Here is a 24,750-nt window from a genome sequence, read left to right as displayed (position 1 = left end):
ACGTAAAAAATTACGCTGGGCTAGCCACTATAATGAATTCAGTACTAGTTGCATCAAATGGAGCTTTTGCAAAGCTACCGTAGCGCTCTAAAACCTTAAAACCAGCTAAACGCAATAAATGATGCAATTCTGTCGGGAAGACGTAACGCAATGTAAAGCGTCCAGTTACACGCTCCTGCATTTTTCCATTCTGATCTAGACGTTCATAGCTACGTGTTACTTCTGCTACTTGTTGAAAATAATCGTAGCGAGTAAAATCATACATCGCAACTTCCTGTCCATCCCCCAACGGATACATGCCACGAAGCGTCAATTTTTCGCTCTCTTCATAGAGATGCTTGATATGTGGTACAAAGACATTAAAGACTAGCTTACCACCAGGCTGAAGATGCTCTCGTATGCAGCGCAATGCCTTCATCTGTTCCTGAATATGAAGCAAATGTAAAAAGGAGCGATAGGGTATCATGATTAAGCCAAACTTTTTTCCTAAGGAGAATTGACGCATATCCCCTTGAATAAAAGACAAATGCTCGACCACACCAGCTTCTTCTGCCTTTGTTACGGCCTTTTCCAACATTTCCCGAGAAATTTCAAGCCCAGTCATGTCGATGCCGGCCTTAGCAAGCGGAATGGTTACTCGTCCAGTCCCACACCCTAATTCTAAGACTTCCCCTTTTGCTGCTTTAGCATATTCTTCATAAAAAGCCAAATCTCCTGCTAATCCTTGCTGTGTGAGATCATAATAGTCAGCCCAATGATACATATTCACAACTGACCCTCCTATACTACCAATTCGTCCGATAAAATATAAGCCATGACTAATTTAGCAGTATTATCAAAAGCAGAGGAATGAGTACGCTCATGCGAGTGGGAGGCATCTACACCAGGTCCAATCAATCCATGAACAATATCATATCCAGCTCGCAGTGCAGCACTAGCATCGGAACCATAATACGGATAAATATCAACCTGATAATTAAGTCCGTTTTCATCAGCCAAGGCAACTAATTTCTTACGGAATCCATAATGATAAGGTCCAGAGGAATCCTTGGCGCAGATCGAAACACAATATTCATCAGTTGTTTGGCCCGTACCGATAGCTCCCATATCCACTGCCAAATACTCTACAGTAGCTGACGGAATGCTTGAATTACCGCCGTACCCAATCTCCTCATTATTACTGATCAAAAAATGTGTCGTATACGGCAGTTCTAGCTTATCTTCCTGAACCGCTTTCATTATACCTAAAAGAATTGCCACGCTTGCTTTATCATCTAAGTGGCGAGATTTCACGAATCCGCTCTCTGTCACAGTCGTACGAGGATCAAAAGAGACAAAATCACCAACGCTAATTCCAAGAGCCTTGACCTCTTGAGCATCCGTCACCTTTTCATCCAGTCTGACCTCCATCAAATCTTCTGTACGCTCTGCCTTGCCACTGTCGCGATACACGTGAACAGATGCTTTAGAGGTTAAAATCGTTCCTGTATAAATGCGTCCCGTAGCCGTTTCAATCTGGCAATGCTCACCTTCGATCGCATTCCATGCATAGCCACCCACCATGGAAAGCTTGAGGCGACCATTGCTTTTTATTTCTTTCACCATAGCACCAAGTGTATCTACATGAGCTGTTAATAAGCGATGCTTATCATTGTTGCGACCTGATATTGTCGCTAACAATGCCCCTTTATTAGTCCGCTCAACATGTACACCGCTTTTGCTCAATTCCTCAGTTACCCAGGAAATTACTTGATTGGTGTTACCAGATGGGCTTGGGATTTGTGCCAATTTCACAAATGTATCAATCATGTAAGACAGGGACAAGTTCATCGAATTCTTCCTCTCCTCTTGCTGTTCTTAGACTAGATGTTCTTTTATGTATGCTACTACTTGCTGCACATGATCCTTTACTTTAACTTTAGGGTATATCTGTGCAATCTTGCCTTCTGTATCTAAAATAAAAGTGGAACGCTCAATACCCATATACTCTCGGCCGTACATTTTTTTGAGTACCCACACTCCGTACGCTTCTGCAACACTATGGTCTTCATCCGCAATTAAAGGAAACGGCAATTCGTGTTTTGCAATAAATTTATCATGGGAGGTAACGCTATCCGGACTTACCCCAAGCACTACTGTATTAAGAGTGGAAAATTCAGCATGGTAATCCCGGAAATCACATGCTTCCGTCGTACATCCAGGCGTAGAGTCCTTTGGATAAAAATAAAGCACGACGTTTTTGCCGCGATAATCCTCTAGGTTTATCGTTTGTCCATTATTTGCAGGTTTCTTAAAAGTTGGTGCTATTTGACCGACTTCCAACATGAAAATCCCTTCTTTCCTTCATTTTTCTTATTGTAACAAAAGTTAGGTTCAGGAAAAAGAAAAGGGAGAAGATGCATTGCACTTTACTTAATAAAACATTACGATTACATAATAGTAAAAATTCCGACCTTTCCAAATAGAAAAAGGAGAACCTGGTGATGGCTAACGTGATAAAAGAAGTATTTGAAATAACAGATCCTGAGGCACTTAAATCCTTCGCTGTGCCTGAAAGAGTTAAAATTTTACAGCTTTTTGAAGACCTAGAGCCTCGAACTGCAAAGCAAATTGCTACTGAACTAGGAGAAAACGCGGCACGGCTACATTACCACGTTAAGGAATTGGTAAAAGTCGGTCTGTTACAACAAGTGGATACCCGTGTAAAAGGCTCCATTGTGGAAAAATACTATCAGCCAATTGCAAAAGTCATCAGGGCTAATTTGCACCTCGTTGTGGAGGAAAATGCTCAGCAATTAAGTGAAATCATGTTCTCTCCGTTACATGCGACTGAACAAGAGCTGCTTTATACCATGAATCATCTGGCTGCCTCTGACATCGATAAACGAAAGGACTATCAAGACACCTTTGCATACAACTTTGGGAATTTACATTTGACAAAGGAAGAACGTAATCAGCTTTTTAGTGAAATGAAGGATCTCTACCAGCGTTATAAAGACAACAAGCCGTCAGCCGATCGTCTAAACTTTCATTACCTAAATCTGCTTTTCCCGACTTCACCGCGTCAAGATGATCCAGATAACGCTGAATTCGTAGACGATGATGAATAAGTAGCCCACCCTATCCAGAAAGGAGCTGCTATGCATGCATAAGTCCGAAGTATATACCGTACTGTTTGATTTTGATGGAACGATTGCTGATACATTACCAGCCATTTTTACAGCCATTCGCCATACCTTTTATACGTTTCTGCAAGAGGAGTATTCTGATCAGCAGATTATGGAATTATTCGGGCCGCCGGAAGCTGGAATTATCAAAAACAAGATTCCGTCTGAGAGATATGAGGAAGCTCTTCAGTGCTTTTATGACAAATATGTAGATGAACACCGCGGGCTAGTAACCCCTGCACCGCTGCTCACTATGCTGGAAGCTTTAAAGCAAGCGGGTATTCAGATGGGAATTATTACGGGGAAAGGCAGAAGGAGTGCCGATCTTTCGCTTGAGGCATTAAAACTGACCGATTATTTTCAAATTGTCATAGCAGGCGACGAAGTCACAAATCATAAGCCGCATCCTGAAGGCATTCTTCATGCAATGCAACAGCTCCAAGCCTACCCGGAACATACTCTTTATGTAGGAGACAGCCAAGCTGATGTCACCGCGGCTAGAGCTGCCGGCATTTGTGCGGTTGGTGTAAATTGGTTCTCTGCATCGCAAAGCAATGGGATTTTTGATCCTTCTCCCGATGTATTATTTACAGAGCCTGCGATGATGATGGAATGGCTGTTAAAAAGATGGAATATAGGCAGTAACTAAGCTCAAAGAAAAAAGAGGCCTCCCTTATCTAGCTGGGTGGTATTATCCCCTTACGGTAGACAGTAAAAAAAGAGTTCATGATATCATGGATTCATTACTGTTAACCGGAGGGGTTTTTTCATGCCACCAAAAAAAGGACAAGTCTTTACTCGCTATAGCGAAGAAATTAAAAAGGAAGCTGTGCGCCTACGGGTCGAAGACCAGTGGAGCTATGCCATGATCAGAAAAAAACTGGGAATTAAAAGTGATGCCCAAATCATCGCGTGGGTTCAGAAGCACCAAAACGGAGAATCATTTGTGGACTATCGGGGGCGCTGGAATAAGAAGCATTTCAGCAGCGTAGAAGAGGAAAACGCCTACCTGAAAGCGCAGGTGGAATATCTAAAAAAGCTCAATCCAAATCTTCATGGGGAGGGAAGTTGGATAAGCAAGCCCGATTTAGGACCATCGAAAAAATGAGTCAGACCTACTCCATCACGACACTATGTAAAATTGCGGAAGTATCACGTGCTGGTTACTACAAGTGGAAATCGGCTTTAGGATATCGACAGATTCAATTTGAGCTGGAAGCCAATCTAAAAGAACATATTCTTGCTATTCATCGACTTCGTCCTATTTTCGGCTATAAACGCATGCGAACAGCCCTTCTCAAAGAAGGGTTCTTGGTTAACCACAAAAAGGTGCGTAGGCTTATGCGAGAGCTGGAGATTCGCTCTGTCATCCGTAAGAAACGCCCCTTTGCGGGGCGAAAACCATCCGTTGTCTTTCCGAATGTTCTCAACCGAGAATTTACAGCAGAAACGATTTTGAAGAAATTTGTAACAGACATTACCTATATTCGAGTTGGTCATGATTTTGTCTATTTATCAGTCGTTTTAGACCTTTATAACAACGAAGTTGTCGCATGGGACATGTCATCTCGCAACGATCTACAACTCGTTTTGGACACGATAAAGCATTTGAATGCACAAGGGGCCATTTTGCATTCTGATCAGGGATTCCAATACACAACAAAGTCTTACAAGATATTACTTGAAGAGAAACAGCTCATTGGAAGCCATTCAAGAAGGGGAAATTGTTTTGATAACGCCTGCGTGGAATCGTTCTTCTCACATTTGAAAACAGAGAAACTTTACCTTGAAAAACCAGCAAGTCAAATGGAGGCTCGAAAACTGATCACGGAATATATCAATTTTTATAACCAAGAACGTTTTCAGAAAAAACTTGGCGATCTCTCCCCGGTAGAGTACCGTGAAGCGATCGCCGCATAACGAACTTACTCTTTTTTCATTGTCTACTTGACGGGGCTACTACCAGGGAGCAACCTCTTTTTTTCTTTTTGTTTTATGCAAAATTCGTCTAAGCTTACGAAATAACTGGTTTACTTGGCGAAGCAGGATTGGTGACTAGTAAGCCAAGTCGTGCAGACATTTTGACAAATACCGGGTAAGCAATCAACGACAGCAAGACACCTTTGATAATGTTAAAAGGTACAATACCAAGCAAGATCATGCTCCACAGACTTTCCATATGGAACATCTGCAGTAATTGCTCTATCGAAATTGAGTAGAGTACCGCATAGAAAGGTAACAATAAAAAGTAGTTTGCCATAGCCATAATCACTGTCATAACAAGCGTACCTGCCGATAGCCCCAAAACAAAACCGACTTTATTTTTATATAAACGCTGTGTATAAACAGCCAAAAACACAAAGCTACCGCCTGCCAGCGTATTCGCAATTTCTCCAATAATAAAACCATCTGTGTTTTTTAGCAGAAGATGCAAGCCATTCTTTAAGACTTCAATGAGTACTCCCGCTGCTGGGCCAAAGACAAGCCCGCCAATAATGGCTGGCACCGTACTAAAATCAAGCTTTAAAAAAGTCGGCATCAACGGCACATGAAACTCCAGATAGTACAAAAGAAACGCAATGGCTGAAAGCATAGGGATTGTAACTAGCTTTCTCAGACGCTGTCTTTGAATCGTGTGACTTGTTTTTCCTTGCATGTTGACCATCCTCTCTTTTTCTTTCTCCTTCTTGAGAGATGGCAACAGCAATCCGCAACCACGTGTTATTTTTTCACTCTACTGCCAAACAAACTTACGACGACTGTTCCGCTCTTAGAAAAGAATAAAAAAGCCCCTAAAAAAGCATCATGCTTCTTCAGGGGCATACTGACGATCTTTACCATAATCCAGAGGGTATAGGGAAACAAAGGTCTGTTTATCGAGCAGTCCTCTCCCTCAGCCGACACAACAAAATAAGCACGTGTGCATCGTACTGTCGTCATCCTTCTCCCATCCAGACTGTACTGTCGGCTCTGGATTCTCACCAGATCCTGCACACTTCTGCCTCATTTCAGCAAAAGTGGCTCGCGGGCTAACGCTCGATATGCGCATCACCGCCGGTCGGGAATTTCACCCTGCCCCGAAGGAATTGTGAAATTTTTCTCACGCAATTATTATACTCTGAAATTCCACGTATGACAATATCATTTTATGAAGCTATTCCTCACGAGCCTGCACCGCTATATTTTTTAACCCCTTGGTTCCAGATTAAAATCCCTAAGGTAAAAAAGATGATTCCCATCACAGGCGTTAGCATTGTGTACCCATATAAATCCTCTTTTTTCAAAAAATAAGCTGAAGGATAGAAGCCTACAAATGCGAATGGCAAAATCCATTTCAATAAAATTGCGATTGCATTGTTGTAAATGTCTACTGGATATCGCCCATAGTTTTGAATATTCCAGATCATAGGAGCAATTCCCGTACGTGAGTCGCTATAAAAGCTCACGGATGCTATTGCAGTATAAACACCTCCGTAGATCAAGGTACTACTCAATACTAACAGGATAAAGATAATGGGATCGTACCAGGAGATTGTAAGCTGTAGCTTCCATCCTGCATACAGCATAATTAACAGCCCCGTCAGAACTCCAAATATACGATCTGGTGAAATGGATTCCAACGAAATTTGCGCCAAATGATTGACTGGCCGCGTCAAGATGCGATCCATCTCTCCTCTGATAATATAGCGCTCATTAAAATCCCAAAAACCAAAAAACATCGTAAACAAGGCATATGGAACTAAAAAGTATCCATAAATAAAAATAATCTCATACATCGTCCAGCCCTGAATGTTTGGAACATGTGTAAATACAACTAAAATGAATACCAGATTTAACAGTTCACTTACGATATTGGACAGCAATTCAACGATGAAGTTGGCCCGATACGACAGTTTTACTTTAAAATACTGGCTGAGATAATCTTGAAACAAACGTATAACTTGCCCCATCTGGCTATCCTCCTTGCACGACCAAATTTCGTTTTGCACGTTGCCACAACAGAATAATTGGTATAAATAATAACGCGATCCAAATAACCTGTGTGCTAATTGCTATCCAGGCTTTTTCACCATGGAGTGCCCCTGTAAAAATCATACTAGGCGTAAAATTGATAGCCTGAAACGGCAGATATTGTAAGATCGTTTGGGTGACTCCAGGAAAAAAGCTAATCGGAATAACAACACCTGACAGCAAATCTACCACCATGCGTTTTGCCATAATCATTCCTTCATTTCTCATGAAGAAAAATGTTAGTAGGCCTGTGAGCAAATTAATTTGGGTATTTACCACAAAACCAAGTAACAAACTTACACTGTACATCCCCCATATTTCCCCACTGTTTGGAAACTCGAACGGAATGAACAACCGAACAATGAGAAGTCCCGGAAAAGCAAAAAACACAAGGCGAAAAATCCCTTCTCCCAAGGCTTGTGCTGTTTTGACTGACAGGTAATTATAAGGACGAATTAGCTCAATAGCTACTTTCCCTTCTCTGACATCCTGACCTATTTCTTGGTCGATATTGTTAAAGTAGAATGCACGAGACATCCAAGCAATTGCTACATAAGAGGTCATTTGAACCAAAGACATACCAACGAGATTGTCCTGCCCGGAATAGATTGCCCCCCACAAGAAGTAATAAGCTCCGATATTAATCGCATAAATGATGATCCCGCTGTAGTAATTTACCCGGTAAGCAAGCAGGGTCAGAAAGCGAATTCGTATCAGCTCTTGATAAAGTTTCCACATGCTAAAATCCCCCGCTTGTCGTCGAGTAAATGTTACGTACAATCTCTTCCGTGGAGGTTTCTTTGATTGTTACATCGGTTAGTTCAAAGCTAGCCATCACTTGCGTCAAAATGGCCGGTAGCTTTTCATGTTGAAAAGAAACAGATAGGGAGTATGCATTAATCCCCTCAATACTGCATTCAAACTCAGATAAAGTAGCCCGCAGATTCTCGGTAGTCATTTTTTGTTTAAATTGGAATACTACTTCGGTTTTATTCCCCCAGCGTTCCTTCAAATCAGTTAAGAGTCCGTCAAAAATCAACTTGCCGCTGTCCATCACTAAGACACGTTTACACAATGCCTCAATATCAGATACATCGTGTGTAGTAAGCAAAACGGTGGTATTTTCCGTTTCGTTTAGACTTTTTAGGAAGTCACGAATCTTTTGTTTTACCAGTACATCTAAGCCTACTGTTGGCTCATCAAGGAACAGCAGCTTCGGTTTATGAATAAGAGCAGCAGCGATTTCACAGCGCATTCTCTGTCCAAGACTTAATTTACGAACAGGCTGCTGAATAAATGAGCCCATGTCTAATTCTTCTATTAACCGATCCTGCCACGCCTGTCCTGCTACCTCATCTACCTTATAGACCCGGCGCAATAGACGAAACGACTCTAATGGAGACAAGTCCCACCACAGTTGTGAACGTTGCCCAAAAACAACCCCGATGGACTCAACATATTTTTCTCGATCCCGGTGCGGATGATAACCATTAATTAAAATCTCTCCGCTAGAAGGGGTTAAAATGCCTGTCAGCATTTTGATAGTTGTTGATTTACCGGCTCCATTTTCACCAATTAAGGCAAACATCTCACCTGCTTGTACCTCGAAGCTAAGCTCATGAACAGCACGAACTGTTTTATATTCTCGTTGAAAGAGATCGCGAAAAGCACCAGACAAGCCATTGCGAGCTTGGTGAATGCGAAATACTTTCTCTAATTGCGTAACATTTATCATATTTCTCGCGTTCCTTCCTCTCCTGCTTTATGGTGTAACTGCCACGATAGATAGTGTATATGAGCCAAAGACAACTTGCAAAAAGAAACTTGCCCCAAATACACTTGGTATCCTATGTTATGATAAAAGGGTTGAAAAAGGAGTGAAAGAAATCATGAATCGTGAACAATCAACTAAACTGCATGAACAAGCTTACGGTGTTATTGTCGGGGGCGTAAACAGCCCTTCCCGTTCGTTTAAGGCCGTTGGTGGCGGTTCTCCTGTCGTCATGGCAAAAGCACAAGGAGCTTATTTTTGGGACGTAGATGGAAATAAATACATAGATTATCTGGCAGCGTACGGTCCCATCATTACTGGGCATGCTCATCCACACGTTACAAAGGCAATCGTGGACGCGGCACAAAATGGCACACTGTATGGTACGCCAACTCCTTGGGAGATTACCTTTGCTGAGATGATTCGGGAAGCAATTCCTTCCATGGAGCGTATTCGTTTTAATAACTCAGGTACAGAATCTGTTATGACGTGCATTCGTGTAGCTCGTGCCTATACCAATCGCACAAAAATCATTAAATTCGCTGGTTGCTACCACGGCCATTCTGATTTAGTCCTAGTAGCTGCCGGTTCTGGTCCTTCCACACTAGGTATTCCAGATAGCGCTGGTATCCCACAAAGCATTGCTAACGAGGTTATTACTGTTCCATTTAATAATGTTGACGCATATAAAGATGCGCTAGAAAAATGGGGACATGAAATTGCTGCTGTTTTAGTCGAGCCAATTGTTGGTAACTTCGGTATCGTAATGCCTCAAAAAGGCTTCCTGGAAGAAGTTAATCGCCTGACTCACGAGGCCGGAGCCCTTGTGGTGTATGACGAGGTAATCACTGCCTTCCGCTTCTGCTATGGTGGAGCACAGAACTTATTGGGAGTAGAGCCTGATTTGACTGCCTTAGGTAAAATTATTGGCGGCGGGTTGCCAATTGGGGCATATGGCGGTCGTCGTGAAATCATGGAACAAGTAGCACCTCTTGGACCTGCTTATCAAGCTGGTACACATGCAGGAAACCCTGCCTCCATTAAAGCGGGTATCGCATGCTTAGAAGTGCTCAAACAACCAGGCGTATACGACGAGCTCGATCGTCTCGGTATGCTCTTGGAAGCTGGGATTAGTAAAGCCGCAGAAAGCCACGGCATAACCATTCGCATTAATCGCGTAAAAGGTGCTTTAGCTGTTTATTTTACCGATGCAACCGTTACGGATTATGATGGAGCCCAAAGTGCTGATGGAGAACAGTTTGCCCAATTCTTCCGTTTGTTATTGGACGAAGGAATTTGTCTGGCTCCTTCTAAATATGAGGCTTGGTTTATCACAACAGCTCATACTGAGTCAGATATTAAACAAACCATCGAAGCAGTAGACCGTTGCTTTGCGAAAATGGCACAGAAATAAAAGATCAAAATGGCCTCCAAACGTGTAAAAGTATGGAGGCCTTTCTTATTTTCCATTTGGAAAAAAACGATCGGGCAAACTTCTGGCTTTCGGGGAAAACTACTGGTGTCTTCACTCAAAAAGCGTAATACAGGAGGGCTAGTCAATGTCCAGAGGTAAAAACGACTTTCCACAAGCACCAGAGCAAACCTTTACTGATCCCAAGATGAGTGCAAAACCACTGGAATTTTTAAGCTTCCAGAATCCACGTAAAACAGAACATCACAAAACGAAGCAGCACAAAACAGAAAATCGGGACGAATAGTCATGACAGCCCCCATTATAGGGGGTTGTTTATTTGTATAATTTATACAATTTTATACCAAAAAATTGCTTATCAATTCAATAAACACACAAATATCAGAAAAAAGTTTGCATAAAAACGCTTACATTTGTATAATTAATTGTTTTGATATTGTTTTGCTTGCCTCTTTCGTGTTATTCTCAATGGTAACTAACGATATGCTTCCCCTGTTTGCACAATGAGCATCCACATTGAGTCCAATCTTCTATAAAAAGGACTTATACTCAACTGTCTTAGAAGAACGAAGGAGGTGGAGGTCAGACCTACTGACCGTTACTATGCAAAAGAGAAATGAAAAGCATATGCACACTAGTAACTTTCGGAATTATCACACAACAGAACATGATAGCTGCGGAATTATCTGTATCATCGAAAAAACAGGAACACCTACAAGGAAAAATGTAGATGAAACAATTCGGACCCTAGTACAAATGGAGCATCGCTCTGGATTTATTGATGGAGAAGGTGACGGATGTGGTGTATTAACGGATATCCCTCGCTATCTTTGGGAGAAATATTTAGAAAACTCACTCTTCGAAAGTGATTTGGCTTATGATTCTTCCTTTGCAGTTGCTCATATTTTTGTTCCCCGCAAAGGACATGAGGTAAAAAAAGTCCAGGAAGAAATCGGCCTGCTTATAAAAAAACACGGCTTAACTATTTTAGCTGAGCGTGAAAATCAAGTTCATTCAAACGTGTTAGGAAAAAACGCACAGCAGGATGAACCACTCTTTTGGCAAATCGCTTTCATGCCAAACCAAGCCATCCACCCAACCACATTAACGCCTGAACAATACGCCAGATTATTATTTGAACTCCATGTTGAAATTGAAGATACCTATCATGTACATGTTGCTTCCCTCAGCAATCACACCGTTTCTTATAAATTGATGGGTGCAGCGAACATCTTACCCCGCTATTTCGTAGATTTAGCTGATCCATCCTTCGCCTCTACTGTTACAATCGGTCATAATCGCTACTCAACCAACACATTATCTAATTTTTTCCGAGTCCAGCCCTTTTCTTTATTAGGTCATAATGGAGAAATTAATACCATTAGTAAACTTGAAGAAGAGGCCCGCATGCTACACGTACCGTTAGTCGAAGGTGGCAGTGACTCTCAAAATCTAAATCGTACCATCGAAACCTTTATTCACCGCTATGGATTGACCCTATTTGAATCCTTAGAGGTTATTTTTCCACCTATCCACAATGAAATAAAATTATTTTCTCATGATTTACAGGATTTATACACGTATCTCCGACAGGCTTGGGGGCACTTTGCTCAAGGTCCCGCTGGTATCGTTTCTCGCTACGCCGATCAATGCGTCTTTAGTGTGGACTCCTTGGGATTGCGCCCCGTCTGGATGGTAGAAAGTGAAGAATCCCTTTATTTCTCCTCCGAGCAAGGCATTATTCCTGTGTCTGAAATGGTAAGCGAGCCAAAATCATTAGCCCCTGGCGAGAAAATTGGTGTTCAGCTAAGCCAACAAGGTATCAAAATCTTTAGTCATTCAAAGCTGCAAGAGCTTGTTAAGGCCAGCTTTCAGACGAAAATTTCCTGTCAACACTTCCGCCAGCATTTACATTACGCCTATCAAAGCGAAATGGTCGCTCCTTCTTATGATTATGAAGCGCCTACTGCTCAAGCATTTAGTGCATTTGGTTGGGATCGAGAGCAAATCCAGCTTATTGAGCAAATGGCTTCTAATGGTGCAGAGCCGATTCGTTCGCTTGGCTATGACGGACCACTCGCTGCCTTGTCCAAAGAACGCCAAAATATCAGCGATTACATTAAAGAAAGCGTGGCAGTCGTAACTAATCCAGCAATCGACAGAGATCGAGAAATTGAACATTTTTCAACGCGTGTAGTTTTAGGAAAAAGAACATTCCTATCACAAAAGGAAACTGAACCGCATACTCGCATGGAGATCGCTTCACCGCTGCTCGTGGAAGGACAATCGTTCCAAGAGCTTGCATCTCCTCAAAGTATGATGACTTTAGAACAAATTATTTCTTGCTTCCACACAAATCCGCATAGTGTAGTCGTCTTGCCAACCGTATTTCGAGAAACTGAACGTTTATCGGAAGCATTGGATCGCCTTGCTCAAGAGGCTTGTCAAGCTGTGGAAAAGGGAGCCGCTTTATTAATTCTTGATGACTCAATGGTTCATATTGAAAATCAATATTTTATCGATCCTTTGCTGATAACAGCCCATATTGACAGAGCGCTCAAGCAAGCTGAATCCCCTAGTCATAATCTACGCAGACAAGTAAGCATCATCGTTCGATCCGGTGCTATTCGTTCCTTGCATGATATCGCTCTTCTACTGGGAAGCGGTGCAGAGGCAGTGGCTCCACACTTATTGTTTGCCACTGTATTTGCAAAGGGAGGAACAGAAGCAGTTCACAATCTATTTACTGCTTTAACAAAAGGGCTCGAAAAAGTAACATCAACAATCGGTATTCATGAGCTACGTGGCTATGGGCGCCTTTTTTCTGCAATAGGTCTGCATGAGGAAGTAGCTAATATTCTACAAATCCCAACCTTCTGTGGTTCAGATAAGGCCGGCCTATCACTTGACCAGTTAGAAGAAGAAAGTCGTCAGCGCTACGAATTATATAAGGACGAAAAAGCACGTGAGGCACGAACCTTCCACCTATTCCCACGGTTATGGAAGGCCATCGGGCAAATTGCCAGCGCTGAAATTCCTTATGCAGATTACGCATTAAAATTAGAAGAAAATGAGCAGGAAAACCCGATCTCCATCCGTCACTTAACCGATATCGCCTATGAGAAAAGAGGCACTCAGCAGAATACGGCTCGAATGGAACCGGAGCAAGTGGACAACAGCGTAGGGGAGCATTCATTGCCGTTCATGATTTCTTCTATGTCATTTGGCTCACAGAACGAGACAGCCTTCCGTGCCTATGCAGAAGCCGCTGATCGCCTCAATATGATTTCCATGAACGGTGAAGGCGGAGAAATTAAAGATATGCTGGGCAAATACCCACGCACCCGCGGTCAGCAGATAGCGTCGGGACGATTTGGCGTAAATGTTGAGTTAGCTAACTCTTCAAACCTATTGGAAATCAAAATTGGTCAAGGGGCAAAACCAGGTGAGGGCGGACATTTACCCGGCTCGAAGGTTACAGAAAAGATTGCTGCTGCCCGAAATGCTACCGTAGGGTCCGACCTAATTTCACCTTCCAACAATCATGATATCTACTCCATTGAAGATTTGGCTCAAATGATTACAGAATTAAAAACAGCCAATCATCAAGCAAAAGTATGCGTTAAGGTGCCTATCGTGCCTAATATTGGAACCATTGCTGTGGGAATAGCCAAAGCTGGTGCTGATTATATTACCTTGTCAGGATTTGATGGTGGCACAGGAGCTGCCCGTGTGCATGCTCTACAACACGTCGGGCTTCCCGCTGAGATTGGTGTAAAGGCGGCTCATAATGCCTTACTGGAGGCCGGTCTACGCAATCAGGTAGAGATTTGGGCAGATGGTGGCGTCAAAAGCGCACTGGATGTGGCTAAATTAATGATGCTGGGGGCTAATCGCATTGGCTTTGCCACGTTAGCTATGATTGCCGTGGGATGTACTACCTGTCGCGGCTGCCACTTAGATACCTGTCATGTTGGAATAGCCACGCAAATTGATAATTTGGAAGAAGCCCACGAAAAGGGCTTACGCCGTTTTGTTCCCCGTCAATTTGATTTGGCCGTATCTGGGCTTACTAATCTGTTCACCCAATTGGGGCAAGAACTACAGCGAATTACTGCCAAACTTGGATTTACCCATTCGCAGGACCTCGTAGGTCGATCCGATTTGCTAGTGCAGGCTCGCGGCTTAAACCAAATGGATTTGGAGTCACTGCTCTGTGTCCATCCCTTATTTACTACTCCCAAGCATCGCGGGGCTAGTTATGAATCCACAGCCGCGAAAGTCTTGATAGCCGCAGGAGCAATAGAAAACGCAGAGCAAGTTCAAGAAAGGGATCACTATGTAAGCCTCGATCAACCGATTCAGCAAAATTTTTCAGCCATTTTATCAGGAGAGCGAGTATTGGGAAGTCGTTGGTCAGGATCACGTGTGAAGCCTTATTTAGACGGAAGCTATATGTCATTACCAGAGGTATCCTTGCATTTTGATCACGGCAGTGTTCCAGGAAACGGGCTTGCGGCCTACAATGCAGAGGGTGTGAGAATTCGCGTACAAGGCGGAGCACAAGATGGTGTTGGTAAAACGAGCTTTGGAGGTGTTGTCTCCATTCTCAAGTCTAAAGGAGCCCACGGGCACTATATCAATGGTTCTGTCGGAAAAAGCTTTTGCTACGGAGCACAGAAGGGACTATTTATTGTTCAAGGAAATGCTGATTCTCGTGCCTGCATTCGCCTCTCCGGTGCAGACGTTGTATTTGGCGGCGCTATTACAGAGCCACTTCAAGATCATTTAGGAGGACTAGGGGCCCGTGCCAATCTAAAAGGCTTCGCTTTTGAATACATGACAAATGGCCGCGCCGTCGTGCTTGGTGATCCAGGTCCATGGATTTGTGCTGGAATGACGGGTGGTACTGTATATGTTCGACTACAACCAGAACTAGGCTTTGATGAGGATGCCCTGAAACGTCGTATCGCCAAAGGGGCCAAAGTGTTCATTTACAAGCTTGATGCCAAAGGTATTTCTGATGTATCCGAGCTAGTAGCAAAATATAAAGAAGAGCTATTGGCCACAGAACAATATGAAGAAGCAGGGCTCATTCAAAAATTATTGGAGCATCCAGAAGCTCATTTTGTACAAATTACACCTAAAAGAGAGCAAGCCGATCCTTCTGTATCAACTGAGTAAGAACAGTAGCGAAGAAGAGAAGAAGAAAAGCAAGCCCCGGTGTGGGCTTGTTTTTTTATTTGAATTTTTTGTGGTAATATCAAAATAAATGAAACCTTTTTTAAGTTAATACGTATGTAAATTAACTGGCAAGCTGAAATAACGAGCTACCAACGATTTATTTTCATAATAAAGATGTATTTTTGTGTCTTCTCACCATTTTTCGTGCACAATGAACATAGGATGAGAAGAGGACAAGGAGAATCATCATAGATAGGAGTGATTTTACATGCTTTTTACCCCATGGACGATATTAATTTTGGCGGCATTCGGTCTAACGATGTGGGCACAATTCCGTGTAAAAGGAACGTTTAGCAAATACTCGGAGGTACCTGTTTCTTCTGGAATGACCGGGGCTGAGGCAGCTAGACATTTACTGGATTCTAACGGTTTATCCCATATTCCAGTCGAACATATACCAGGTACTCTTACAGACCACTACGACCCAATGTCTAAAACGGTACGCTTGTCAGATCCTGTGTATTTTAGCGACTCCATCTCAGCAGTATCTGTAGCCTGTCATGAAGTAGGTCACGCGATTCAGCACAAGGTTGATTATCCAATGCTAGTTGCTAGACATCGTATTTTCCCATTGGTCAACCTTACTTCGGGAGTAGCCCCTTTCTTGTTATTAGGTGGTCTGTTCTTGAAAATCAGTGGTCTCTTCCTGCTTGGGATCATTGCTTTTAGCGTAGCCGTGCTATTTCAAGTCATTACCTTGCCAGTCGAGTTCAACGCTAGTAGCCGTGCCAGAGATTTAATGATTAAAATGGGCTATATTCGCAACTCAGAAGAACGTGAGGTTAAAGCCGTACTTGGTGCTGCAGCCCTTACCTATGTAGCCGCAGCTCTCATGTCTGTACTACAGTTGCTTGAGTATATTTGGTTGTTTAAACGAGACAGCGACGACTAAAAATTCTTTTTATAAATCTAAAAAAAGGCGTCCCATCAGGGGCGCCTTTCCTTTATGGTTGATGCAACTTACTCCTTCACACCAGGAATGGTATCAAGCTTCCATGCCCCATCCTCTTGCTTCATACGAACAGAATAGCCTTTAAAATCAACTTCATTGCCTTCTCCGACAGGAACTTTAATTTCATACTCTCTGCCATTTTGATCTTCTGTAATCATTTCTGCCTGCCCACCTTCCCATTGAAGCACACTGCTTTTATCTACGGTTGGTTGAGCCAGCTTTCCTTCTTTTTCAATTAGCTTAAGATTGTCTATGACTTTATCTCTTGCAGCTTTGGTATAGATATTCTCCAGGTATTTCATCAGCTTTTCTTTCGTATCTATATCGCTACCTACAAAGCGATAGTCTTTTCCATCATGAGAAAAGCTCTTACTTTTATCTGGATCTATTTTTCCTCCGCGTAAGACATACTCATAAGCATTTGCTCCCTCGGCTGCCAACGCGACAGCTTCTTTTTCATCCATATTGGTATGCTTACTTCCAGCCGGTTTTGTTATCTCCGCAGCTGGTTGAGCAGTTTCTGTCGTTGGAGTTGTAGGCTTCTGTTCGGGCTGATTGCCTGTACAACCTGCCAATGCTACAACCAAAGCTGATAAAATCAGAAAGCCTGTCCATTTTTTCATATTGTTTCACTCCTTTTTCAGTATGACGCCAAAACATGGTGGCACGTTACGCTTATTCACTCGATACTGCCTCAAAACCATGTCGAACCGCATACAAGAACCATATAAAGTTTAAAAACAGGAGAATGCTCGTCATTAAGAATACACCGTTTAAGCCTACAAATCCAGCTAGAAAGCCTCCCGTCACCGGTCCAAGCATATTGCCAAGACATAAAAAGCTGTTATTATAGCCAAATACTCGACTTACCATATGACTTGGGGTAGCTTTTCGTAACAAGGAATTAACAGCCGGCAATAGTCCACCTACACATAATCCTGCCATGAAACGCAAAATAAGTAATTGCCAGAGCGTTTGCACCATCGCCGTTGGAATATAGATAATAGCAGATGCAAGCAAGCAGCCGAGCAATACTTTATGCGAACCAATCCTATCTCCCAATTTGCCTAACTGAGGGGAAGCAATAACATTAGCTATTCCTGTCATAGCTGTCACCAATCCTGCAAAAAAGGCCACTCTCTCGCTACTACCAATCAGCTCTTTCACAAAGATCGGGAGGATCGGAACAATTCCATTTAGGGCAAATTGAACAATTACCGTTACACCAAACAGAACCGGCAGTGTTTTGCTTGCAAACACCATTTTAAAGTCCTCTCGCAAACTTGTCTGTTCTGTTTTTGACAAAGGTGTAAAGTCTTCCTTTACGGTAAACGTAATGATAAGCGTTGCTATAAATAATAAACTGCCTGTTACCATAAACACAGCACGGTATCCAACTAAATCTGCAAGCAATCCTCCAAAGAAAGGCCCCATTATCGAGCCAGATACAACACAGGATTGCAAAATGCCTAAGGCCCATCCCGAACGCTCCTGAGGCACACTGGAGGCTACTAAAGCATTGCTGGCAGGAATGATTCCACTAATCGTTCCGTTTAATAAACGCAGAAATAATAAATGCCATACATTGCCTGCCAGTCCAGTTAGCCCAATCGTAATTGACATTAAAAAACCAGAGCGGAGTATCATTATTTTACGTCCATACTTATCTGCCAAGTTCCCCCAAACAGGTGACACTAATCCAGCCGTTAAAAAGTTGGCTCCAAATATGATCCCAGACCACAACGTTGCGTCGTGAGTGTTCGTGATATGTAATTCTTCCTGAATAAAGAGCGGGAGAAATGGCATTACCATACTCATTCCTACCATAACGATAAACAAAGCACCACAGAGAACAAATAAATTACGTTTCCAGGTCTCCATACCCTCACTCCTTATTTTAAGCCAGTGAAAAAGTCAGAGGCTGTTTTTCTAGGTTGGATGTTTATCTACTCATCCATTCGACGAAATAGCTTCTTGATCTATGTTCCCAAAGTCCTGAACGTTCCATAGGGTATGATAAGCCCCTTGCTGCAAAAGAAGCTCTTCATGTTTCCCCATTTCCACAATGCGTCCATCCTTTAACACAACAATCTTATCTGCATGTGTAATGGTAGACAGACGATGGGCTACAATAATAGTCGTTCTGCCCTTTGCCAGATGAGCTAAGGATTCTTGAATCATGTGCTCTGATTCCAAATCCAATGCGGAAGTGGCTTCATCCAAAATTAAAATGGCGGGGTCCTTCAAAAAGACGCGAGCAATAGCAATTCGTTGCTTCTGACCTCCCGAAAGCTTGACCCCTCGCTCACCTAATTCAGTATCGTAGCCCTCTGGCAGTTCACTAATGAATTCATGTGCATTCGCCGCCTTGGCTGCTGCTATTATCTCTTCTTCTGTCGCTTGCGGATTCCCCATTGAAATATTCATTCTGGCTGACTCGCTAAACAAAATGTTATCCTGCATGACAATTCCGATTTGCTCACGCAGGCTTTTTTGAGTAACGTCCCGTACATCGATGCCATCAATGAGGATTCGTCCATCCGTCACATCCCAAAATCGTGGAATTAAACTAATAAGAGAAGACTTTCCACCTCCTGACATACCGACTAATGCTACCGTTTCACCCGGTTCAATCCGTAATTGTACATCATGTAGAACTGGTTCATCTTTCTCGCTATAACCAAAAGTAACCTTATCAAATTCTACACGCCCGCTAATCCTTTTTGTTTCAGGATTCACGGGCAACGTACAAGCTCCCGGTCTATCCACGATATCATATTGCTCATCAATAAAATCAAACATACGATCCATAGAAGCGATCGCTTGCGTCAATGTAGTCGATGAATTAACCACCCGTCTGAGTGGCGTATATAGTCGCTCCAAATAAGCGTAAAAAGCCATGAGCGTTCCAATGGTTAGCATACCTTGGATGACTTGATAGCCTGCAAAGCCAATAACTAAAAGCGGTGCAATATCCGTAATCGTATTAACCACAGAAAAGGTATAGGCATTCCAGCTAGTTTGCTCTAAAGCCTTATGTAAGAATCTTTGATTTTTCTTTTCAAATTGCTTTGCCTCATACTCCTCTAAAGCAAAACTACGAGTAACGGAAATTCCATTAACTCGTTCGTGGAGATGACCTTGTAATTCAGCTAGCTTCTGCGATCGCTCCCTCATTAGTTGGCGCAATCTCTTATAAAAATACTTAATCGAAAATCCATACAAAGGAAACACAACAATAGCAATCAAAGTTAGCTTTACATCCATAAAAAGCATAATAGAAAGCGTAATAAAAATCGTCACTAAATCCAACCAAATATTCATAAGTCCCGTTTCAATAAAGCTTTTTGTCTGCTCTACATCATTTACAACCCGTGAAATAATTTCTCCTACCTTATGATTGTTGTAAAATCGCATGGATAATTTCTGTAGGTGGCTAAATAATTGGTTACGAATGTCAAATAGAACACGACTGGAAATCCATTGAGCATAATATTGGCGATAATACTCTACAGGGGCTCGCACGATTGTAAACAGAAAAAAAGCTGCAAACATTAACCAAAACAATTGATATAGCTTATCTTCCTTAGGCATTGTTCCTGTAACTAAGGTGTCTATCACATATTTGAGAATTAATGGCATTAATAATGGGATCCCAAATTTTACAATACCAATACCAATGGTTAAAATAATTTTCACTTTATAAGGTCCCACATAACGTAAGTATCTGCGTATGCTATTCATAGCACCACTCCTGCTGTTAGTATGAAAGATGAATGCGTCGCTTTCATTCCCTGAAGTCTAAGTCTCCGTGAAACCGATTTTACAACAGATAGACGGTTATGTCTTGTTGTCAAGTATACGGTAACAGCCCATTTACCTCCAATAAATTCACTTTTCTTTTTCTTTTTAGCTGGTTTTCTCTGTTTTCTAACGATTGAACGCGTATGGGATTCAAAAATACCCCTGTTATCGTTGCCAAATTTCGCTTGACCGATAACAGGGGTGTGTATCCGTGACATGTAATTGACTACTCTTCATCATTGTGCTTTAGCAGTTGGTACCGTTCATACCATCTTTGAACAAATCCACTTTGGAAAGGCCCACGTTTTGCTTTAATCCATTCCAAAACCTCGTCCAACGCCAAGTGAACCCGTTCCTTCACATATGGAGGGTAATTCATTTGCGCGCTATGTAGAGCATATTCTTCTTCATCTAATACCGTATACGTCATATCCGGATAGACTTTCACATCCAGATCATAATCGATATAGCTAAGTAAATTTCCTTTTAAACTGAAAGGAGAACCGATGTTACAGTAATAGTAAATCCCGTCATCACGGATCATGGCGAGTATATTAAACCATTGTCCTCGTCCAAATGTACAGATTGCAGGCTCTCTTGTACGCCATTCACGCCCATCAGACTCTGTGACTTTGACACGATCATTACCGGCTATCACTACTGTATCGCTCGTATGAATGAGCGTAGTGCGATCCCAAGTACGGTGTAAGGACTGATTATGTTTGAAGCTTTCAATGCGTATAATAGAACCTGGTACTTGCGACGACATGACTCTCTCCTTTCTTCCATTTTCATCTTTTAAAGAAATATTTCCTTAGGAGGAAATTTTTTTAGAAAGCGTAATATACTGTTGCAATTCATAACCCATGGCTTGGTAAAAAGGTAACACCTGTTCATTCGCCTGATTGACCATAATGAGAATTTGATTGACACCACGCTGGTGAAAACGATTCTCTAGGGCTTCTACTAAATTACGGCCGATGCCCCTGCCTTGGGAAGAACGTGAAACAGCTAACCGATAAAAATAAGCACGAGTTCCATCTATCGTGCCGACAATAACTCCTACAACTTCTCCATCTTCCTCAGCAACCATAACCAAGTCGCTGTCCCAAGCTAATTGTTTAGCAAGAGAATCCATCGTTTCCGTATCAGTTCGATTTAATTCTGTTTCTTGCCAAATACGAGTAATTGCCGCATAATCGCCCAGACGAAACGTCCGAATAATCATAATAGGCGCCTCCCTTAGACGGCTTCATTTTTCTATTGTACACTACTGAGGAAAGTTTGTCCCCTTAAACACAACTTACATTGTAGCAGTTTTCTAACAGGAACTAAACTAGTAAAGAAATACCGCCATCCACAATAATCGTTTGACCGCAAATCATTTTTGCTTGGTCAGATAACAAAAACATAACCGTATTAGCTAAATCCTCTTCTTCGACCATACGCCCTACCGGAGTTCGATTAGCAGATGCTTCCAATAATTCTTCGCGGTTTGGGAAATGCTTTAATGCTCCTGTATCAACAACGCCTCCAGACACAGCATTTACAGAGATGTTATACGGAGCTAATTCTACAGCAAGATAACGAGTTAAAGCTTCTACAGCAGCCTTAGATACTCCCACTGTTGTGTAATTTTCAATGACACGAATAGAGCCCAAACTGGACAAGCTTACGATTTTACCGCCATCATTGGTTTTTTGCATTAATTTTGCTGCTTCTTGCGCACAGAATAATAAAGCCTTGCTGTTAATTTCCATAGTCCAGTCCCAGTGACTCTCTTCTAACTCCATTAAAGGGCGTAGCACACCAGAAGCTGCATTGTTCACCAGTATATCTAAACGGCCGAATTCCTCATCAATCTCTTTAAACATCTCTTTAATTTTTGCAACATCTCCAACATTGGTTTTTACCAAATGAACGCGAACACCCTTCGCTTCTAATTCAGATGCTGCTTCTCTTGCTGCTGTACGATTACGCAGATAGTTAATGACTAAATCATAGCCTTGGTCAGCTAATTGGTGAGCAATCGCCTTCCCAATACCTCTGGTTCCACCTGTAACTAATGCTACTTTTCCATTTCTACTCATATATTTCTTCCCTTCCTTCCTAAAATGTAAAAAAGAAACGTTCCATCTACCAGCTATTAACATCTGGTACTAATTAACTTCTATATTATACAAGCTATAACATTGCATCGCTACGTGCAAATGTAGATCAGGTGCAGTCTTTATAACCAATTATTGCCTTCATATGAAAAAGACTTCAATCTTTTTATTTTCTTTTACAAATCATTAATTTTATACTTTACAAATTGAAAATAATACCATACTATTAAGGAATAATGCTAACACTTGGAAAGGAGGTTCAGAAAAATGATGGTTATGGGAATCTTTACTCAATTAGCTGGCAACAATAAGGCTATGCATAATTTCATAACATCTTCTCTCCTCGCTTCCAGACAGGTGATGGTTGTTTAGCTGTTCTTTATACCTGATAAGCAGATCGTAGGAGAGGTATCTCTTGCGGTGCATATTTTCTTTTACACGCTCAGACCGTGAGATATCCATATCTTACGGTCTTTTTATGCTCTTTTTTCATAGAAATTGAAAGGGGGTGACACAAGTCATGGTATTTCATTTTTTCATGTTTTCTGTTCAGATCAAGCGCAACAAACCGCCTGTTGAACAGCAAACACAGCTTTATTTCCAGGAGCAATGGATTAAAGAACGCGATGAAAAGCGCTACATGTTGGACGCGCAATCGCCGTATATTATGTAGGTATTCTTCATTTTGATGGGAGGAATGTTGAGATGAGAAGTGTTAAACGTAAGCAACGCATGAAGTATATAGGTGTAAAGGCGCTAGATGGGACCTGACTGAATGAACAAAAAATAAAAGGAGGATGTGCACTGTGCATATTCCAATGATCTTTTTTACCATTATTATTGAACGTAAAAAGAAATCACCAGAGAAAACATACCGAGATTATATACAGTATAAACGCATTGAAAAAATCCGTGAAGAAAACCAACAAAGATGCATGGAACATCATTATTTAATGAATCGTTTCTAAGTGTCTATCATAAAGCTGCAAAAAAGCCCCCTCTGTATGAAGGGGCTTTTTGCGTTACCATTTTTCTTCCTTCGCCGTTATTTCAGCAATGATTTTATTGTGTAAGACGGGGAATGTATATTGTGACATTTCCTCTGATGTGACAAACACAGCATTCTCCTTGAGTGGCTCACCTGAGATGTGCTGCATTACATACACATCAACATTCCAATGCAAATGCGAGAAGGTATGCTGTACATTCATCAGGTAATCCCCCAAATCGACTTGTAGTCCATATTCCTTTTCCAAAAGCCGGAGCAATTGTTCTTCGTCATCTTTCGTCCCTGCATCCTCTACCATGGGAAACTCCCATAAACTTGCTAATAATCCCTGTTCAGGACGCTTTTGAATCAGATATTGGTTTCCACGCTTTACTACCGCTGTCAGTAATTGAACGGGACGCGGCGGCTTTGCCTTTCCTTTAACAGGCAGCGTATCCTGCACGCCTTCCCTTCGAGCTAAACAGTAATCAAAGACGGGACAGGTTAGGCATTGCGGATTTTTAGGCAGACAAACAAGTGCCCCTAATTCCATAATGGCCTGATTAAAATCCCCTGCTCGTCCGATTGGGATCGTTTGTTTAACCAATTGTTCCATTTTGATCCGTGTAGCTGGTTTAGCAATATCATCATCCATCAGTAGAAGTCTGGAAAACACACGCATCACATTACCGTCTACTGCAGGTACAGGAACCTCGTAAGCAATGCTTAAAATAGCACCCGCTGTATAGGGTCCTACACCCTTTAGCTTGGAAATTTCTTCAGGAGTATCTGGAACCACGCCACCATACGATACCGTGACCTCGCGTGCTGCTGCTTGCAAGTTACGTGCTCGGGAATAATAACCTAGTCCTTCCCATGCTTTTAAAACCTCTTCCTCAGGAGCCGTTGCCAGCGCTTCCACTGTAGGGAACTTTTGCATAAAATTTTGATAGTAGGGTTTAACGGTTTCGACACGGGTCTGCTGTAGCATAATTTCTGAGACCCAGACACGATAAGGATCTCGATTTATTCGCCATGGTAAATCTCGCTTTTGGGCATCATACCAATATAAGAGATCCTGAGCAAAATCAAACGCTTGAAATTCATCGGGCAGTGTATAAATAGTTGGTTGTTTTTTTCTCGTCATGCTTTTCCTTTGTTTCCCCTTTGTTCTTTTCAGGTTTACATCCAATTTTATATAACAGTTCGTGCAAAGATCATCTACTTCCATCTTGCCAAAAAAAACAGGTTTGAACAAGTTTCTCCTACATTT

24 protein-coding genes and 1 riboswitch are annotated in these 24,750 nt (G+C 42.0%); of the genes, 9 read left to right on the top strand and 15 right to left on the bottom strand.

All coding sequences use genetic code 11. The annotated features are described in order from the left end of the window. Positions 1-10 precede the first annotated feature (10 nt). Genes BRLA_RS03690 through bcp form a run of 3 tightly spaced genes read right to left on the bottom strand, consistent with a single transcriptional unit; the run spans position 11 to position 2,325 of the window. Entirely contained in the window at positions 11-763 is a 753-nt protein-coding gene (locus tag BRLA_RS03690; protein ID WP_003335397.1) for a class I SAM-dependent methyltransferase, read from the bottom strand. Between the two features lie 17 nt (positions 764-780). Then, complete coding sequence (locus BRLA_RS03685) at positions 781-1,830, bottom strand: M42 family metallopeptidase (protein ID WP_003335398.1); 1,050 nt, start codon at positions 1,828-1,830, stop codon at positions 781-783. Positions 1,831-1,857: 27 nt separating this feature from the next. Continuing rightward, positions 1,858-2,325 (bottom strand): thioredoxin-dependent thiol peroxidase, encoded by a 468-nt coding sequence (gene bcp, locus BRLA_RS03680; protein ID WP_003335399.1) that lies wholly within the window; start codon positions 2,323-2,325, stop codon positions 1,858-1,860. Between the two features lie 158 nt (positions 2,326-2,483). Here bcp and BRLA_RS03675 point away from each other — a divergent pair, with 158 nt between their 5' ends. The 3 genes from BRLA_RS03675 to BRLA_RS03660 all read left to right on the top strand — a co-directional run bounded on the left by BRLA_RS03675 (position 2,484) and on the right by BRLA_RS03660 (position 5,087). Beyond that, on the top strand, positions 2,484-3,110 hold the full coding sequence (locus BRLA_RS03675; protein WP_003335400.1) for a winged helix-turn-helix domain-containing protein: 627 nt from the start codon (positions 2,484-2,486) through the stop codon (positions 3,108-3,110). A 34-nt stretch (positions 3,111-3,144) separates the two neighbouring features. Next, positions 3,145-3,816, top strand: coding sequence for an HAD family hydrolase (locus BRLA_RS03670; RefSeq protein ID WP_003335401.1), 672 nt, complete (start codon positions 3,145-3,147; stop codon positions 3,814-3,816). Positions 3,817-3,936: 120 nt separating this feature from the next. Next, positions 3,937-5,087, top strand: a protein-coding gene (locus BRLA_RS03660) for an IS3 family transposase (protein ID WP_148305476.1) whose coding sequence is annotated in 2 segments (ribosomal slippage) — positions 3,937-4,198 and positions 4,198-5,087 — 1,152 coding nt in all. Because the reading frame shifts where the segments join, the coding sequence is not laid out codon by codon here. A 94-nt stretch (positions 5,088-5,181) separates the two neighbouring features. On the opposite strand, the gene BRLA_RS03655 is transcribed toward BRLA_RS03660, so the two are convergent. The 4 genes from BRLA_RS03655 to BRLA_RS03635 form a co-directional block, all read right to left on the bottom strand. Continuing rightward, complete coding sequence (locus BRLA_RS03655) at positions 5,182-5,823, bottom strand: ECF transporter S component (protein ID WP_003335404.1); 642 nt, start codon at positions 5,821-5,823, stop codon at positions 5,182-5,184. A 279-nt stretch (positions 5,824-6,102) separates the two neighbouring features. Next, a riboswitch (FMN riboswitch) is annotated at positions 6,103-6,256 on the bottom strand. 72 nt (positions 6,257-6,328) lie between these two features. Continuing rightward, entirely contained in the window at positions 6,329-7,117 is a 789-nt protein-coding gene (locus tag BRLA_RS03645) for an ABC transporter permease (RefSeq protein WP_003335406.1), read from the bottom strand. A 4-nt stretch (positions 7,118-7,121) separates the two neighbouring features. Further along, a complete protein-coding gene (locus BRLA_RS03640) occupies positions 7,122-7,916 on the bottom strand; it encodes an ABC transporter permease (protein ID WP_003335407.1) in 795 nt (264 codons plus the stop codon). A gap of 1 nt (position 7,917) precedes the next feature. Beyond that, the gene (locus BRLA_RS03635; protein WP_003335409.1) at positions 7,918-8,913 is read right to left on the bottom strand and encodes an ABC transporter ATP-binding protein; all 996 of its coding nucleotides are present in this window, start codon (positions 8,911-8,913) and stop codon (positions 7,918-7,920) included. 154 nt (positions 8,914-9,067) lie between these two features. Between BRLA_RS03635 and BRLA_RS03630 the strand changes: the two genes are divergently transcribed. The 4 genes from BRLA_RS03630 (at position 9,068) to BRLA_RS03620 (ending at position 16,517) form a co-directional block, all read left to right on the top strand. Further along, positions 9,068-10,363: a glutamate-1-semialdehyde 2,1-aminomutase gene (locus BRLA_RS03630; protein WP_041751941.1), complete on the top strand. Its 1,296-nt coding sequence runs from the start codon at positions 9,068-9,070 to the stop codon at positions 10,361-10,363. Positions 10,364-10,508: 145 nt separating this feature from the next. Next, the gene (locus BRLA_RS24155) at positions 10,509-10,667 is read left to right on the top strand and encodes a hypothetical protein (RefSeq protein WP_003335410.1); all 159 of its coding nucleotides are present in this window, start codon (positions 10,509-10,511) and stop codon (positions 10,665-10,667) included. Between the two features lie 317 nt (positions 10,668-10,984). Further along, complete coding sequence (locus BRLA_RS03625) at positions 10,985-15,565, top strand: glutamate synthase-related protein (protein WP_003335411.1); 4,581 nt, start codon at positions 10,985-10,987, stop codon at positions 15,563-15,565. Positions 15,566-15,833: 268 nt separating this feature from the next. Continuing rightward, the gene (locus tag BRLA_RS03620; protein WP_003335413.1) at positions 15,834-16,517 is read left to right on the top strand and encodes a zinc metallopeptidase; all 684 of its coding nucleotides are present in this window, start codon (positions 15,834-15,836) and stop codon (positions 16,515-16,517) included. Between the two features lie 68 nt (positions 16,518-16,585). Here the strand turns inward: BRLA_RS03620 and BRLA_RS03615 are convergent, their stop codons facing one another. The 7 genes from BRLA_RS03615 to fabL all read right to left on the bottom strand — a co-directional run bounded on the left by BRLA_RS03615 (position 16,586) and on the right by fabL (position 22,471). Next, the gene (locus BRLA_RS03615; RefSeq protein WP_003335414.1) at positions 16,586-17,200 is read right to left on the bottom strand and encodes a DL-endopeptidase inhibitor IseA family protein; all 615 of its coding nucleotides are present in this window, start codon (positions 17,198-17,200) and stop codon (positions 16,586-16,588) included. 52 nt (positions 17,201-17,252) lie between these two features. Beyond that, positions 17,253-18,458, bottom strand: a complete 1,206-nt coding sequence (locus BRLA_RS03610) for an MFS transporter (RefSeq protein WP_003335416.1) — start codon at positions 18,456-18,458, stop codon at positions 17,253-17,255. A 69-nt stretch (positions 18,459-18,527) separates the two neighbouring features. Further along, complete coding sequence (locus tag BRLA_RS03605) at positions 18,528-20,321, bottom strand: ABC transporter ATP-binding protein (protein WP_003335417.1); 1,794 nt, start codon at positions 20,319-20,321, stop codon at positions 18,528-18,530. After that, positions 20,318-20,599 carry a hypothetical protein gene (locus BRLA_RS03600; RefSeq protein WP_003335418.1) on the bottom strand — a complete coding sequence of 94 codons (282 nt, stop codon included), beginning with the start codon at positions 20,597-20,599 and terminating at the stop codon, positions 20,318-20,320. Before BRLA_RS03600 ends, BRLA_RS03605 begins: the two co-directional genes overlap by 4 nt. Before the next feature lie 8 nt (positions 20,600-20,607). Further along, complete coding sequence (locus BRLA_RS03595) at positions 20,608-21,150, bottom strand: DUF402 domain-containing protein (RefSeq protein ID WP_003335419.1); 543 nt, start codon at positions 21,148-21,150, stop codon at positions 20,608-20,610. 45 nt (positions 21,151-21,195) lie between these two features. After that, positions 21,196-21,609, bottom strand: coding sequence for a GNAT family N-acetyltransferase (locus tag BRLA_RS03590; RefSeq protein WP_003335420.1), 414 nt, complete (start codon positions 21,607-21,609; stop codon positions 21,196-21,198). Between the two features lie 103 nt (positions 21,610-21,712). Beyond that, on the bottom strand, positions 21,713-22,471 hold the full coding sequence (fabL, locus tag BRLA_RS03585; RefSeq protein WP_003335421.1) for an enoyl-[acyl-carrier-protein] reductase FabL: 759 nt from the start codon (positions 22,469-22,471) through the stop codon (positions 21,713-21,715). Between the two features lie 538 nt (positions 22,472-23,009). Here fabL and BRLA_RS24150 point away from each other — a divergent pair. Together BRLA_RS24150 and BRLA_RS24145 are read left to right on the top strand one after the other, a co-directional pair. Then, entirely contained in the window at positions 23,010-23,162 is a 153-nt protein-coding gene (locus BRLA_RS24150) for a hypothetical protein (RefSeq protein WP_003335423.1), read from the top strand. A 133-nt stretch (positions 23,163-23,295) separates the two neighbouring features. Further along, positions 23,296-23,457: a hypothetical protein gene (locus tag BRLA_RS24145; protein WP_003335424.1), complete on the top strand. Its 162-nt coding sequence runs from the start codon at positions 23,296-23,298 to the stop codon at positions 23,455-23,457. 54 nt (positions 23,458-23,511) lie between these two features. Here the strand turns inward: BRLA_RS24145 and mutY are convergent, their stop codons facing one another. Then, complete coding sequence (gene mutY, locus BRLA_RS03580; RefSeq protein WP_003335425.1) at positions 23,512-24,624, bottom strand: A/G-specific adenine glycosylase; 1,113 nt, start codon at positions 24,622-24,624, stop codon at positions 23,512-23,514. Between the last annotated feature and the right edge of the window lie 126 nt (positions 24,625-24,750).

It is taken from the genome of Brevibacillus laterosporus LMG 15441 (assembly GCF_000219535.2).
Classification (GTDB): domain Bacteria; phylum Bacillota; class Bacilli; order Brevibacillales; family Brevibacillaceae; genus Brevibacillus_B; species Brevibacillus_B halotolerans.
This window is presented reverse-complemented; position numbering and strand designations above follow the sequence as displayed.